The sequence below is a fragment of the Sphingomonas sp. DC1600-2 genome, from assembly GCF_049897605.1.
Classification (GTDB): Bacteria; Pseudomonadota; Alphaproteobacteria; order Sphingomonadales; family Sphingomonadaceae; genus Sphingomonas.
The window spans coordinates 205,194-218,977 of sequence record NZ_JAFCWO010000002.1; the positions used below are offsets into that span (position 1 = coordinate 205,194).

The 13,784-nt window shown below is 64.1% G+C and carries 11 protein-coding genes and 1 tRNA gene; 8 read left to right on the forward strand and 4 right to left on the reverse strand.

What is annotated here, in order from left to right:
* Positions 1-42: 42 nt before the first annotated feature.
* The 7 genes from ACP7BL_RS04440 (at position 43) to ACP7BL_RS04470 (ending at position 6,572) form a co-directional block, all read left to right on the forward strand.
* Entirely contained in the window at positions 43-1,089 is a 1,047-nt protein-coding gene (locus ACP7BL_RS04440) for a rod shape-determining protein (protein WP_010403353.1), read from the forward strand.
* Positions 1,090-1,211: 122 nt separating this feature from the next.
* Positions 1,212-2,117, forward strand: coding sequence for a rod shape-determining protein MreC (gene mreC / locus ACP7BL_RS04445; protein ID WP_341203263.1), 906 nt, complete (start codon positions 1,212-1,214; stop codon positions 2,115-2,117).
* Positions 2,114-2,623: a rod shape-determining protein MreD gene (mreD, locus tag ACP7BL_RS04450; protein ID WP_426257727.1), complete on the forward strand. Its 510-nt coding sequence runs from the start codon at positions 2,114-2,116 to the stop codon at positions 2,621-2,623. Before mreC ends, mreD begins: the two co-directional genes overlap by 4 nt.
* Entirely contained in the window at positions 2,620-4,725 is a 2,106-nt protein-coding gene (mrdA, locus tag ACP7BL_RS04455; RefSeq protein WP_426257728.1) for a penicillin-binding protein 2, read from the forward strand. Before mreD ends, mrdA begins: the two co-directional genes overlap by 4 nt.
* On the forward strand, positions 4,722-5,837 hold the full coding sequence (rodA, locus tag ACP7BL_RS04460) for a rod shape-determining protein RodA (protein ID WP_426257729.1): 1,116 nt from the start codon (positions 4,722-4,724) through the stop codon (positions 5,835-5,837). The genes mrdA and rodA overlap by 4 nt, the downstream gene beginning before the upstream one ends.
* Positions 5,838-5,946: 109 nt before the next feature.
* Positions 5,947-6,022 (forward strand) — tRNA-Lys (locus ACP7BL_RS04465).
* 301 nt (positions 6,023-6,323) lie between these two features.
* Positions 6,324-6,572 (forward strand): hypothetical protein, encoded by a 249-nt coding sequence (locus ACP7BL_RS04470; RefSeq protein ID WP_426257730.1) that lies wholly within the window; start codon positions 6,324-6,326, stop codon positions 6,570-6,572.
* 257 nt (positions 6,573-6,829) lie between these two features.
* Here the strand turns inward: ACP7BL_RS04470 and ACP7BL_RS04475 are convergent, their stop codons facing one another.
* A complete protein-coding gene (locus ACP7BL_RS04475) occupies positions 6,830-7,324 on the reverse strand; it encodes a flavodoxin family protein (RefSeq protein WP_426257731.1) in 495 nt (164 codons plus the stop codon).
* Between the two features lie 246 nt (positions 7,325-7,570).
* Between ACP7BL_RS04475 and ACP7BL_RS04480 the strand changes: the two genes are divergently transcribed.
* Complete coding sequence (locus ACP7BL_RS04480; RefSeq protein WP_426257732.1) at positions 7,571-8,080, forward strand: c-type cytochrome; 510 nt, start codon at positions 7,571-7,573, stop codon at positions 8,078-8,080.
* Positions 8,081-8,183: 103 nt separating this feature from the next.
* Here the strand turns inward: ACP7BL_RS04480 and ACP7BL_RS04485 are convergent, their stop codons facing one another.
* Genes ACP7BL_RS04485 through ACP7BL_RS04495 form a run of 3 tightly spaced genes read right to left on the reverse strand, consistent with a single transcriptional unit; the run spans position 8,184 to position 13,781 of the window.
* Entirely contained in the window at positions 8,184-11,960 is a 3,777-nt protein-coding gene (locus ACP7BL_RS04485; RefSeq protein ID WP_426257733.1) for an SIR2 family protein, read from the reverse strand.
* 1 nt (position 11,961) lies between these two features.
* Complete coding sequence (locus ACP7BL_RS04490; protein WP_033965170.1) at positions 11,962-12,402, reverse strand: hypothetical protein; 441 nt, start codon at positions 12,400-12,402, stop codon at positions 11,962-11,964.
* The gene (locus ACP7BL_RS04495; protein WP_426257734.1) at positions 12,399-13,781 is read right to left on the reverse strand and encodes a hypothetical protein; all 1,383 of its coding nucleotides are present in this window, start codon (positions 13,779-13,781) and stop codon (positions 12,399-12,401) included. The genes ACP7BL_RS04490 and ACP7BL_RS04495 overlap by 4 nt, the downstream gene beginning before the upstream one ends.
* Positions 13,782-13,784 lie beyond the last annotated feature (3 nt).

The following is a 13,784-nucleotide window of genomic DNA, read 5'->3' on the forward strand; positions in this document are numbered from 1 at the left end:
CTGTCGGCAGTTCATTAAGTCCGGCGTGAAACGGAACGATCCATGGGCTTTTTCTCGAATCTCTTCCGCTTTTCTTCTCATGACATGGCCATCGATCTCGGCACCGCCAACACGGTCGTCTATCTGCGCGGCAAGGGCATCGTGCTCAACGAGCCGTCGGTCGTTGCGGTCGAGACGCTCAATGGCGTCAAACGCGTCAAGGCGGTTGGTGACGACGCCAAGCTGATGATGGGCAAGACCCCCGACAGCATCCAGGCGATCCGGCCGCTTCGCGATGGCGTCATCGCCGACATCGACGTTGCCGAGCAGATGATCAAGCACTTCATCCACAAAGTGCATGGCGGGCAACGCCGCTTCATGCGCTGGCCGCAAATCGTGATCTGCGTGCCGTCGGGCTCGACCTCGGTCGAGCGCCGCGCGATCCGCGATGCCGCGTCCAACGCCGGTGCCAGCCAGGTCTGGCTGATCGAGGAGCCGATGGCCGCTGCGATCGGTGCCGACATGCCGGTGACCGAACCGATCGGTTCGATGGTCGTCGATATCGGCGGCGGCACCACCGAAGTCGCCGTGCTCTCGCTGCGCGGGCTTGCTTACACCACGTCGGTGCGCGTCGGCGGTGACAAGATGGACGAAGCGATCGTCTCCTATGTCCGCCGCAACCACAATCTGCTGATCGGCGATGCGACTGCAGAGCGGATCAAGCAGGAAGTCGGCGTCGCCAAACCGCCGCTCGATGGCATCGGCCTGACGATCCACGTCAAGGGTCGCGATCTGGTCAACGGCGTGCCGAAGGAAATCCAGATCAACCAGGGCCAGATCGCCGAAGCGCTGAGCGAACCGGTCGGCCAGATCGTCGAGGGCGTGCGTATCGCACTTGAGAACACCGCGCCCGAACTGGCAGCCGACATTGTCGACCAGGGTATCGTGCTCACCGGCGGCGGCGCGCTGCTCAAGGGCATCGATGAGGTGCTGCGCGACGAGACCGGCCTGCCCGTCACTATCGCCGACGATCCCCTCACCTGCGTCGCGCTCGGCACCGGGCGCGCGCTGGAGGATCCGGTCTTCCGGGGTGTTCTTCACTCCGCGTGACGCTCTGAAATGACACGTCGTTGTGCCTGAAGCTAGGGTAACCCCTACTCAGGCACACCGACATCGCGTAAGGCGAAGACCGGTTTCTTTAGGCGGCCCTCGGGCTTTTGGATGGGGTTAGCATGGCGCCGCCACATAATCGGCGTCCCGGTTTCTCGCGGCGGGCGCAATACGGTTTCTTCCTGGCATATGTCGTCGCGTTGGCGGGTGCGATCGTCAGCGCGGTGCTGCTTGCCTTGTCCTCGCTCGATCCGCCCGCCTTCGCGTCGCTCCGCGCCAGTCTGGCCGAAGTTACCACGCCGGTATCGTCGGGCATTTCGGGTGTGGGAAACTGGCTGGGCTCTATTCCGAGCGGCATTGGCGACTATCTCGCGGTGCGCGGCCAGAATGCCGCCTTGCGCAAGCAACTGGCCGACCAGCACGCGTTGTTCATGCGCGCGCGATCGCTATCCTATGACAATCGCCGGTTGCTGGCGCTGCTCAAGATGCGCGAGCGCATCGCCGAGCCGGTCGTCGCGGCGCGGCTCGTCAGCTCCACGGGCTCCAGCACGCGGCGCTTTGCGGTGCTCAATGCGGGATCCTGGCAGGGCGTTGCGACCGGCCAACCCGTGCGCGGCCCCGAAGGCCTGATCGGTCGCGTCCTCGAAACCGGCCCGAACAGTGCGCGGGTGCTGCTGCTGATCGATCCGGAAAGCGTGGTGCCGGTTCGCCGCACGCGCGACGGGATGCCCGCGCTCGCCGCCGGGCGCGGCGACGGGCTGATCGACGTGAAGTCGGTTGCGCTCGCCACCACCGATTTCGGGCCGGGCGATGTTTTCGTGACGTCGGGCACCGGCGGCATCTATCCGCCCAACATTCCCGTTGCGCGCGTCATCCGGCGCGGTCGTGACGCTTCGATCGCGCGCAGTTTCGCCCAGGCCGACACGCTGGATTACGCGCTGGTGCAACGCGCCTTCATGCCTGAGCCGCCCCCCATTCCCGTGCCGATCCCGACCCCCAAACCCGCCAAGCCCAAGAAGAAGAAATGAGCCAGGTTCGCGGCCCGTTTGACGAGGCACCGGTAACCGGTTTTCAGCGATTCGTGCCGGCGCTGTCGGTGATGGTCGGCTCGGCGGTGACCTTGTGGCCGTTCATCGCGACCTTTCCGATCCTGCCGCCCTTCGGGCTGTTGATGCTGCTCGGCTGGCGGCTGACCAAACCCGATTCGCTCCGCATTTGGGCCCCGCTTCCGCTGGGGCTGTTCGATGATTTGATCAGCGGGCAACCGCTCGGCACCGCTATGCTGTTCTGGACGCTGTGCTTCTTCATGATCGAACTGATCGACCAGCGGATCGTCTATCGTGATTTCTGGCAGGACTGGTTGATTGCGGCAGGGTCGGTCGCCTTCTGCCTGATCCTGGGGCGCCTGGTTGCCGCGCCGCTCGGCGCGCATGTCGACACCGTGCTGCTGCTGCAAATCGTCATCGCAACCCTCCTCTTCCCGCTCGCCGCGCGGATCTGCGCCATGCTGGCGGGCGACGAGGAGCCGGAATGAAGCGCGCCACCTTCGCGCAATCGCCGCGCATGGTGACCGAGGCGTCGCAAAGCTACAGCTTTTCGCGCCGCGCGATCCTGCTGGGAGGCTTGCAGGGCGCGGTTGGCGTGGCGCTCGCTGGACGCATGGCCTGGCTCGCCATCGCCGAAAACGCACGGTACAGCTCGCTCAGCGAAAGCAACCGCGTCAACATGACGCTGGTGCCCCCCCGGCGAGGCTGGATCGTTGATCGCCACGGCGCACCGATCGCCAACAACCGCACCGACTTTCGCGTCGACATCATCCCCGACCGGCTCGAAAATAAGGGCCATGTGCTGGGGTTGCTGCGCGATATCCTGAAGCTGCCGCCCGAGGAAATGGACCGGCTCGTCGCCGATCTGGAGCACGCCGCCGGGTTCCAGCCGGTTCAGGTGGCGGAGAACCTCGATTGGGAACGCTTCGCCGCCGTCAGCGTGCGCTTACCCGAGCTTCCCGGCGTCGCCCCCACGCGCGGCTTCTCCCGCAGCTATCCGGCGGGGGCGGCGGTGGCCCATCTCACCGGCTATGTCGGCGCGGCCTCCGCCGAACAATATAAGCAGACGCGTGACCCGTTGATGGTCACGCCGGGCTTCAAGCTGGGCAAGGATGGCCTGGAAAAGACGCTCGAATCGACGCTGCGCGGCGTGGCTGGGCAAAAACGCGTCGAGGTCACCGCGCGCGGCAAGCTCGTCGCCGAACTGGCCACCAAGCCCGACCAGCCGGGCACCAACGCCCGCCTGACGATCGATGCAGGCCTGCAGGAATATGCCGCACGGCGGCTCGGCACGCAGTCGGGCTCGGTCGTAGTGATCGACGTGGCGACCGGCGAGATGCTCGCGATGGTGTCGATGCCCGCCTACGATCCCAACACTTTCTCCGACGGGATCAGCCATCTCGAATGGAAGATGCTGTCGGACAACGACCATGTGCCCTTGATGAACAAGGTGCTCCAAGGGCTGTATCCACCGGGCTCGACCGTCAAGCCGATGAACGGCCTGGCCCTGCTCGGCGCGGGGGTTCCGGCATCCGATCGGGTCGTCTGCACGGGCGCGTTGCGCGTCGGCAACGGCATCTTCCACTGCCATAAAAAGAGCGGGCACGGCGCGCTCGACCTCAAAAATGCGATCATGCAGAGCTGCGACATCTATTTTTACGAGATGGTTCGGCGGCTCGGCTATGAGCATGTCGCCCCGGTCGCGCGCACGCTCGGGCTCGGGCAGAAGTTCGCCTTGCCGTTCAACAGCCAGCGTTACGGCACCGTGCCCGACCCCGCCTGGAAACTGCGCCGCTACAAACACCCATGGACCGTGGCCGATTCGCTCAACGCGTCGATCGGCCAGGGCTATGTGCTGTCCAATCCGCTCCAGCTTGCGGTCATGGCCTCGCGGCTGGCTTCGGGCCGCGCGCTGCAGCCGAGCATCCTCGCGGCGGACGTTCGCCGGGACGCCCCGCTTCTGCCATTCGAGCCCGATCACCTCCAGACGGTCCACGAAGCGATGTGGGGCGTGGTCAATGGCGGCGGCACCGGTGGCGCGGCGCGAATGCTGGTTCCGGGCGTGGCGCTCGCGGGCAAGACCGGCACGGCGCAGGTCCGCCGCATCACCATGGCCGAACGCGCCGGTGGCGTGCTCAAGAACGGCGCGCTCCCGTTCAAGATGCGCGACCACGCGCTGTTCCAGGGTTTTGCGCCGCACGACAAGCCGCGTTACGCAATTGCAGTGGTGCTCGAACATGGCGGCCACACCGTCCGCAATCTCGATACGCCAGCGATCGCACGCGACATCATGACCTATCTGTTCGACCGCGACCGCGCGCTCGCCTCGCTGGCGGAGGCCGAGCCGACCTGGGGCGGCGATATCAAAACCCGCATGGCCGCAGAGACTGCCGCCTATCGTGCGGCGGCGGGGGCACCACCGCTAGCGGTCGGCGCGCGGACCGAGCTGAACGCCACCGCGCCCACCGACGCCCCTGCCGTCCGCGCCGCCTCCGCCGCCGATGTCGCAGCGGCCGAGGAACTCGCCAACACCGCCGCCCCCGGCAACACCGTCGCCGAGGACGGCACCACCGAGCGCGACGTGCCATGAGCAGCCTCAACTTCGTCCCGGCCCCCTTGGCGCAATTGCCATGGCGGATCCTGCTGCTGGTCATCGCGATCGGCGGTTTCGATCTGTTTGTGCTCTATTCGGCGGCGGGCGGCAGCATCCGGCCCTGGGCGCTTTCGCAGGGCATTCGCTTCGTCGTGTTCCTGGCGGGGGCGATCGCGCTGTCGCGGGTGCGCGAGACAACGTGGAGCAGCCTCGCTTTGCCGGCTTATGGCGTGCTGTGCGTGCTGCTGGTGCTGGTGGAGCTGATCGGCGCGGTGCGCGGCGGTGGGCAGCGTTGGCTCGATCTCGGCATCGGCTTCCGGTTGCAGCCGTCAGAGCTGATGAAGCCGTGCATCGTGCTGGCCTGCGCGAAATTCTACGACATGCTGCCGCCCAACGAGACGCGGCGTTTCGGCGCGATCTGGCCCGCCGCCTTGCTGATCCTGGTGCCAGCCGCCTTGGTGATGAAACAGCCCGATCTCGGCACCGCGCTGATGATCACTATCGGCGGGGTGACGGTGATGTTCCTCGCGGGCGTGCCGCTGCGTCTGTTCATTGGGGGCGCGCTGGCTTTGGGCGCAGCGGTGCCGCTCACCGTGAATTTCGTGCTGCGCGGTTATCAGCGCAACCGCATCATGGTGTTCCTCGATCCCGAAAGCGATCCGCTCGGCATCGGCTATCACATTAGCCAGTCGAAGATTGCGATCGGCTCGGGCGGCATCTTCGGCAAGGGCTTCCTCAACGGCACCCAGAGCCACCTCGACTACCTCCCCGAAGGCCATACCGATTTTGCGCTGGCGACGATGATGGAGGAATGGGGGCTGGTCGGCGGCGTGTTGCTGATCATCGCCTTTGTCGGCATCGTGCAATGGGGCTTGGCGGCCGCGCTACAGGCACAATCGCGCTTCGCCCGGCTGACCGCCGCCGGGATCGCCGCGACGATCTTTTATTATGTGTCGATCAACATGGCGATGGTGATGGGCCTCGCCCCGGTCGTTGGCGTCCCGCTGCCCTTGATCAGCAATGGCGGGTCGTCGCAAATGACCTTTATGCTGTGTCTGGGCATCCTGATGTCGATCGACCGCACCAATCGCCAGACCACGCGCTGGTAATTTTTATGGGCTTTTTCGCAAAAAAGGGTTTGCAACCCGCGGCGACGCTGCTAACCGGCCACCTCCCGCAGCGGTCGCGCCACCAAGCGCCTCGCCAGACCTCGCGAATGGACGCATAGCTCAGTTGGTAGAGCAGCTGACTCTTAATCAGCGGGTCCTTGGTTCGAGCCCAAGTGCGTCCACCATTTTTCAATGACTTAGCCCTCATCGCGAGAAGCGGGCATCGCTCAAGGTAGCGTTTTAGGTAGCGTTCAAAATGGGACGCTGTGAGACGATTTAGCGCCAATCGGAATGCGCACCCACCATCAATCGTCGGCTTTAATTCCGATTGGCGGAGAATTGACGACGCAACGCGCGGGCGTTGATGCTTCCGGCCAGCCTCCCGTCCTGAATCCTGCGGTCGGGCCCGCCGACTGCATGTCTTCTGACCAAGTCGCTTGATCTGGATGAATGCCCCTTGGCTTGGGGATGACCTGAAACCAGTCAGTGGGTCACGGCCGGAACCGCAGGTCGGTTTCGGTCCGACCAGTCGGTCTGCAACGCGCTCTACGCATCGAATCCGATGCACGTCTGATCGCGCGTGACCGCTCGATCATCGGCGAGCAGCGCTTGGCGGCGGCGGTTGTCGCCAGTGACAATCGTGCCGGGCCGATCATCGAAGCGTTCAGCACTGCGTCCGATGAAGTCGTCGGCAAGCTGGCGGAATGGTCGCAAGCGAACCTTACCGCGCGATAGTCCGCCCGGACCGGCTGATTCCGCGCGCTTTCCCGACGCTCCGAAGCCTCCGAGTGGCATACGCGGTCATCGACCCGATCGGCAGATCAATGCCCGGCTTACCCCACTGCCCCACCATCGCGAAGTATGCGAGCCCCGGCAACGTCATCTAGCCCGGCTGATCCGACAGGTCGCGCGCCTGCCAGACCAGCCCCGAACGGAGGAGGGGAGCAGGTGCCAACGGCCCACTCCCTTACACAGATAGGCAGGTTCAGGATTCAGGTGGAGGCATCCGTCGACGCTGCGCGCACGATCTGGGCGACGAAATCGGCGATCTTGGCCTGTAGCGATGCGCGCAGTTCGGCGTCGGTCAGGATCAGCGTCGCGATCGGCGCGCGCGGCGTCAGGCTGGCCATATCGGCAAGCGCAGTTTGGCCGCCGCTGCCACCTTCGGTGACGAAGTGCGCGGTTCGCGTCAGCGCGCTGCCATGATCGAGCAGGTAGCGCCGCATCGGCGAAGACACATGCTGAACCCACACCGGCGAGCCGAGCACCACCAGATCATAGTCTGCCGGGTCATTGCGTGGGGCCAGGATCGTCGACGGGGCGCGTCGCCACGCTTCGACGGCGGAGCGGACATAGCCGCCCGGGCCGCGGCGCAAACGCAACTCGCGGATTTCCTCGAAATCGGCATGGCAGTGCGTGGCGATGGCTTGGGCAACGGTGCGCGTATTTCCACTGCGCGAATATGCAACGACAAGGATGCGCGACATGGCGGCCTCCGGCAAGAGTCGAGTTCTTGAGTCGAGTTCTTGTGAAAATGCCGAGCGGCAGCCCGGCAAACCATAAGCAATACACCGTAGCCGTGCGCCACGGGTTCGGCGCGCCTGCCGTCGGACTGGTGTCGCACACCAAGTACGTAGCTTGCCGAATACCATGCCAATGCCGATGCGGCGCATGCCCACATCATCAACAGGCGGAAAAGGCGCAGCGCCATGACATTACGGTCATCTGGAACCTTGCTGGGCGTTGGTGCGCTGGCCCTGTCCGCAGGGACCGCGATTGCTGCGCAATCTCCCAGGCTCATCCCCGGCATCCAGCGCTGGGCGGAGATCGATCGCATCCCCCGCCACCATTTCGTAGCGACCAAGGGTGTGCCGGAGCCGTACCGAGCACTGCGGAACCCCCTCCCCGCGACCGATACGACAATCACGCGGGGAGCCGTGGTCTATGCCGCCAACTGCCTTTCCTGTCACGGCCAGGCTGGCAAGGGCGATGGGGCGGCCGGGCGCGGGTCCACGCCATCCCCCTTCGACATCGCCTGGCTGTCAGAGATGAAAATTTCCCGCATCGACGGCTTCATGTATTGGAGCATCGCCGAGGGCGGCCGGCCTTTTTCCAGCGCGATGCCAGCCTTCGATACGTCTCTGACCAAGGACGAGATTTGGGCGGTGACTCGCTTCATTCAGGCAGGACTACCCTGCGCGCAAGGCGCATCGCGCGCGGAAAGCGGCCGGTGCGCACGCTAACTTGTCGGTCCGCCCTCGGCGGTCTGGGCGGCGTCGCGCTCGTCGGCTGTTACGCGGGCCGGACGCCTATTTGGCCAACCGATGAGGTTCTCCACTCCACCCTTTAGCCACCCAGCGCGGTATGAGCATGGGCCAATGCCCGTTGGTAGCCAATCCGCGTCGCCGCCTCGATCGCGGCATGGATGAGCGCGCGGCCTGACAGGGGGTCTCCGCGTAGAATCAAGATTTCTCCGATCAGAATCCGGAGATCGATTTTGCGGAGACTAAGGCCATAGCGTGTCGCCGTCGTCATCGCGTCGATCGCATGTTCGAGCGCAACCTCATAATCACCACTGGCGATGCGCAAACGCGCCAGGCCGCGCCGCGCCTCGACACGAACCCGGTACGTATCGGTCGAATCGGCGTATCGCAGCGCGTCGATCAGATCTCGGTTCGACCGCGCGAGTTCGTCGAGGCGGCCGGGCGATATCCGCCGGTCGGCGCGCCTGATCCGGCCCTGATGCACCACATCCATCTGATGCGCCGCCTGGGCGCTGCAGATGGCGCGTTCGAGCATGTCGTCCGCGACGCCACCCTCCAGGATGGCTTGGCCGAGCGAAGCGTAATAACGCTGGAAGATCGCCAGGGCTCGCAACTCGCCCAGCCGGTGCAGAAGAGCCATCGCCTGTTCGAAACCGCGACGCGCGCCGAGCATGTCGCCGCGGAAGAGATCGCAAAGCCCACGATATCCCGTAGTCAGTCCAAGCGTGAGCATCTCTTCATAGGAGATGACGGGGTCCGCCTGCACAGATCCCGGCCGCGCTTGATCGGCGAGAGATTGCGCGCGCTCCCACTTTTTCGGCGAGATTTCGCGTTCGATCATGTCGATCCTGTCGCGCGCCGAGGAAAAACGTCCGCGTTCGATATCAACCACGATCTGGTTCAGCGTGATGCGACGCCAGTTCAACGCTCGGTCGCCGAACTCGACATAGGTTCGGTTGAAACGATCGGCTTCGTCAAAGGCGGCGCGTGCCTCATAGAGATCGCCCTGCGCGAGCTTAACGACGCCGCGCTCATTATAGAGCCAGACAATCTCGTCGGGATAGAAAGCTCCAAAGCCTGTCGTGTCGCCACGCCGCTCCACGGCCCGTTGCGACCGCAGGAACGCTTCGAGCAGGCGATCGAGCCGCTCGCCATGTTCGGTCAACGCCCCATCACGCTCGCCAAGCCAGGTCGACCGGTCGCTTTCGATCGAAAGCAGCGCGCTGGTCGAATAGAAGCCGCGAATAACCGCGAGCGCAGCGCGTAGCGCTGCCAGCGCATCGGGACGGTGGTGTTCGGGTTCGCTGGGCCGCTCGTCCGAAATCGGAGAGGGATCGTTATAGGCCCCGATTAACCAGTCGATCATATGCCCCAGTTCGTCGTGCAAATGCGGCTCGGGAACCGGTCCGTCGGTTGGCTGGGCAGCATAGAGCGACATGTTGAAGGCGGCGGACAAAGCCGCCTCTGACAGCGGCACACCCGAACGATCGCGCAATTCTGCGAGCAGCGTCGCATGAATGCCGAACCGTGGCATGTGCGTCGGGTCGATCGACGGCGCGACCGGCAGCACCAGCCCGCACCCCGACAGGAGCCTAAGCTCCTTGCCGATCCGCTCGAGGCGCTCGACTTCCTTGGTGACCCCGAAAATCGGATCGGCCAGCCGCGTTCGAAGACGGGGAACGTGGAGTAACACCTCGGCCTCGACCGGCTGGCCGACGAACGCCATGACCATCAGAATGTCGAGCGCGAGGTCGGGGTCAAGCCCCAAGCTCCGCAAAGCCGTGGGGGTGAGGTTGGCGGCGAAGTGCGCGCGCCGATAATCGGCGATCGCAACATCCGGCCCGGCCTTCAAGTCGACGCGGCGGATCGCGATCGGGGTCATTGCCTCGGTTGCGCGAACCCCCATTTCCACTTCCAGATAATGGTGCTTGCGAAAACGCCTGGCCGCGTCGCCAGCGTTCGATTGCCCCGACGACGCGACCAATGGCCCGTAATCGATGATGACCACCGGGGGACGTCCATCGCTCGCGATCGTTCCAACCTCGCCGAAAAGGCCGCAGAAATATTGTTTAACCCGGAGCGTCCCCAGAATGACGAACCGGGCATGCGCATGCCTGGAGCGGGCATGTCGACAACACGACGCGGCAAAGCAACGCATCGCTTCGTCGAATTCGGCGCTTAGCGGCTCGCCGCCATTGCCGAACATCCGCTCGGTACCGCTAATCACGACCACCAAATCGCTGTTATCGGGCAAGCAAAAGGCAAGATCCTCAGCGAACTGTCGCGACCGGCTCATATGGCGCGGCCCCCTCTGGCCACGACGCCGCCAGAGCACCTCGGCGATGAGATTGAGCATCGTATCGGTGTCGAAGCAGAAATCGGCGTTGATGTGGACGACCGTCGCCAAGGGATGGTCTTCCTGAAAGCGATTTGCGAAACAGCGCGCCGCGGCCCCCTTGCGCAGGCCCGAGGTGGCCGCGACGACGGTCAGCAGCGCATTTTCCTCGCGGAACGGCGTGATCAGCGCCGCCGGAGCCGGCAAGCTCGGCGCGGCAATCAGCGCCCAGGCTGCGATGATTTTGCCGTCGGCATGCTGTGGAACGCGCAGTGAAAGAGACCGCCAATGGCTGATCGGTTTTGCGTGCTCGTCACCGCGCCGTGCCATCGCCGCGGCGAGATTTTCGATTGAGCGGGCAAGGCGCTCGGTTGTCTCTCCCTCGAGAAGGTCCACGCCAGCATGCCGCGCCAGGTCATCGTCGAACAGCGTCAGCACGCCGAGCCGGTGCAGCATATCGATGCGCTTGATCGCCTTGTCCGCCTTTCGCGCCTCTTCGGACAACGTCATGTCGGCGTTCCACAGCAGGAACGTCGGCATCACGCGGCGATACGGATGGTCGCCGACCACATCCTGCAAGCTCTGGTTGATCTCGCTTTCCGACATCCCGATGCCGACGAACAGGACGGGATTGCCTGAGTAGAGCAGGCCCAGCGCATGTTCGAACGGCACCTTCGATGTGCCGCTGCGCCGGTAAAGGCGATCATAATCGCGATAACTGACCACCATCGTTTCGTGACGATCGGCACGCCCGTGGAGATGCATCACATGATATTCATGCTCGGCCGAGCCGACCGCAAACTCTATCAAACGGTCTGTCCGTTCGCGCAAAAACACATCGCTGACGAGACTCCGTCCGCCCGGCATGCGCAGCACAATCTTGTGCGTGGCGGGATCGTCCTGGCGGATTCCCGCGTGATTGAGCTTGGCGACCGTCGATCCTTTAGCGCCGCGATCCTGCGCGATCGCAAGCTCTACCTCAAAATCATAGTTCAACGTGAGGATGCGATCGATATCCAGCTTGGTCAACAAGCAGTCGAGCACGGAATTCGGTTTAACCGGCCGTTCGCGTTTTAAAAAAATCTCGTTCGCGATCTTTTCGTTCAAATTGCTGAGCGCCCTTGATGAATAACGCCCGACAATATCCATGATCTCTCCGATCACGCTGAACGCAACACGTACGTCGAAATCTTCACGTTTTAGTGTTTCCTTGAAAGTCGCCAGGATTTCCTTGTTTTTCGTCAGCACATCGGCCCGGGCATTGGCCTCCTCGAACTTGTCCAGGTCACCAAAGGCAAAATCGAAGCAATGCGCGGCAAAATCCCGCCATTTGGGATAGCCGCGATCGATCGTCGTCAACGATCCGGTGAACGCTATGACCCGCCCGGTGCGCAACGCCCGCGCAAATTCCACCATCGTGCGCTGCTCGAGCTTTGCCGCGTCGAAATAGTGCCGCTTGAGATAGCTGAAGGTCGGATCTTCGAACCATTCTCGCTGGATCGTTTCTGCATCCGATTCGGCCATCTCAGTCTCCGTGGGCAATCTCGATGTCCATCCGCGTCAACAGCGGGCGAAGCGCCGTCTCGATCGCTCCGTAGAGATGCGGCGCGTCGCTTGGGTCGTCGTCGGCGGCCGCGTAGAGCGCGCGCGCGCGCGGCGACAGGGCACTGAACACCGTGCGGCGAATCTCTGCATGGGCGGGCGCGGCGTAATAAGCATCAAGCGCCGCGACCGTCTCAAATTCGACCGTCAGCACCAGCCGCGCGGCCGGGGTTGCGATCTGGATCGGACCGCCGAGCAGCCCGTCCGTCACCGCACGCTCGACGGTTCGCCCGAGGCGCGCGGTGACGAAAGCGACCCTACCTGCAGCCCGCGCGGCATGCAGGTCAACGAGCATCGCCTGAACCGGCGCAGGGTCGACCGCATCGGCGAACTGGACGATGTGCAACACCCGCGCGCCTGTCATAGCAGCACTTCATACGCCAGCTTGCTCGGGGTGATCGCCGGGTCGGTGCCGCTCCATATCTCGTCCGAGCGCAACACCGCCCCCGCCGGCGCGGTCTGTCGCTTAAGAGCCTCGAGCAACGCCGCGAACGGGATATTCCCGCCCCACCCCTTCGCCTTGGCTTCGACCGCATCGACCGGCACGAACGCATATTGCAAATCGTTCATCCGCTCGACGCCCTCGGCCCGCAGGCTTGCATTCAAACTGGCGTGATGCCCGACCTTGTAGACGATCGTTCGCGCAATCAGGTCGGGGCCGGTCACCACCCGATCGCCGATCGTCCAGCGCAATTTGAGCCAGGAAAGCCAATTGCCGACTTGCGCATCGGCTGCGAACAGGAGCACGGGCCCGCCCGGCTCGAGTTCAATGGCCAGAACCAGGCTCGAATTGTTCACCGCGCGATCGAGCAGCAGTGCGAAATTCTGCGTGTCCTCCAGCCAATCGGTATCGATCCTGCGCCAGGCGACGTCGGCTGCGGCATAGCTGTTGCGGAAAAACGCGAGTTGGCGCGCATCCGCGAGCGGAATCGTGACACTGGCGTTAAACGGACGTTGATCGTCTTCCTCGCCCTCGCCGAACACGCCAGCGAGGCCGTACAACCCGTCGAGTGCGGTAAGCGAATAGGTTTCGGGATTGCGCGACGTGGGATCCATCTGGCGCAACTCGGCCACGTCGCGCGGTGGCCCCAGGACGAAAATCCGCGCCTCGGTGCCGGGAATGAGCACCGGCGGGTCGGCCGGTCGACAATAACGCGGCACGCGAACCTTCGCTGCGGCTGCCTTCACCGCGTCGCGCGTCGTGCCGCCTCCGGCGGAGGGAGCGGCACCGAGAAAGTCGATCAGGCTTTGCGTCTGGCGCGCATTCTCATTGAGGCCAAGCGCCGTAAGTTTATCGATGCTGGCGCGCAAAGCGGTCTCGGCACCGGCATGGATCGAGCTGAGCTTGACGGCGAGCGGGTCGGCGGGGTCTTCGGGCCAGCCAAGCCAGACCGCATCGGCGTTGATCTTGGCGAAATCGTCCTTCGCCTGCAAAAATCCCGAAACATGGTCCCAATGCGGATGGGTGACGACAAGCAGGTCGAGCGAGGCCGAGCCCAATGTGTCGACCAGATCGGCCATCACCGCTTGCATCGTCGTGGTTGCGCCCTTCGCACCCAGCACGAGCCCGCAATCGATCATGATCCGAAACGGTGCCTGCTGGCCGCGCAGCAGTTCCACATAAAGGCAGTCCCCCAACCCTTGCCGATACATTCGCACGCGCGCGCGCGGCTCGGTCTTGGCGGTGGGCGGCGACGCTTTGGCGTCGGACGTCGGCGCAGCGGCGGACTTTGCTTTCGCCATGAC

Coding starts and splice junctions, on each gene's coding strand:
- ACP7BL_RS04440 (WP_010403353.1), top strand. CDS start 43: ATGGGCTTTTTCTCGAATCTCTTCCGCTTTTCTTCTCATGACATGGCC.
- mreC (WP_341203263.1), top strand. CDS start 1,212: ATGGCGCCGCCACATAATCGGCGTCCCGGTTTCTCGCGGCGGGCGCAA.
- mreD (WP_426257727.1), top strand. CDS start 2,114: ATGAGCCAGGTTCGCGGCCCGTTTGACGAGGCACCGGTAACCGGTTTT.
- mrdA (WP_426257728.1), top strand. CDS start 2,620: ATGAAGCGCGCCACCTTCGCGCAATCGCCGCGCATGGTGACCGAGGCG.
- rodA (WP_426257729.1), top strand. CDS start 4,722: ATGAGCAGCCTCAACTTCGTCCCGGCCCCCTTGGCGCAATTGCCATGG.
- ACP7BL_RS04475 (WP_426257731.1), bottom strand. CDS start 7,324: ATGTCGCGCATCCTTGTCGTTGCATATTCGCGCAGTGGAAATACGCGC.
- ACP7BL_RS04485 (WP_426257733.1), bottom strand. CDS start 11,960: ATGGCCGAATCGGATGCAGAAACGATCCAGCGAGAATGGTTCGAAGAT.
- ACP7BL_RS04490 (WP_033965170.1), bottom strand. CDS start 12,402: ATGACAGGCGCGCGGGTGTTGCACATCGTCCAGTTCGCCGATGCGGTC.
- ACP7BL_RS04495 (WP_426257734.1), bottom strand. CDS start 13,781: ATGGCGAAAGCAAAGTCCGCCGCTGCGCCGACGTCCGACGCCAAAGCG.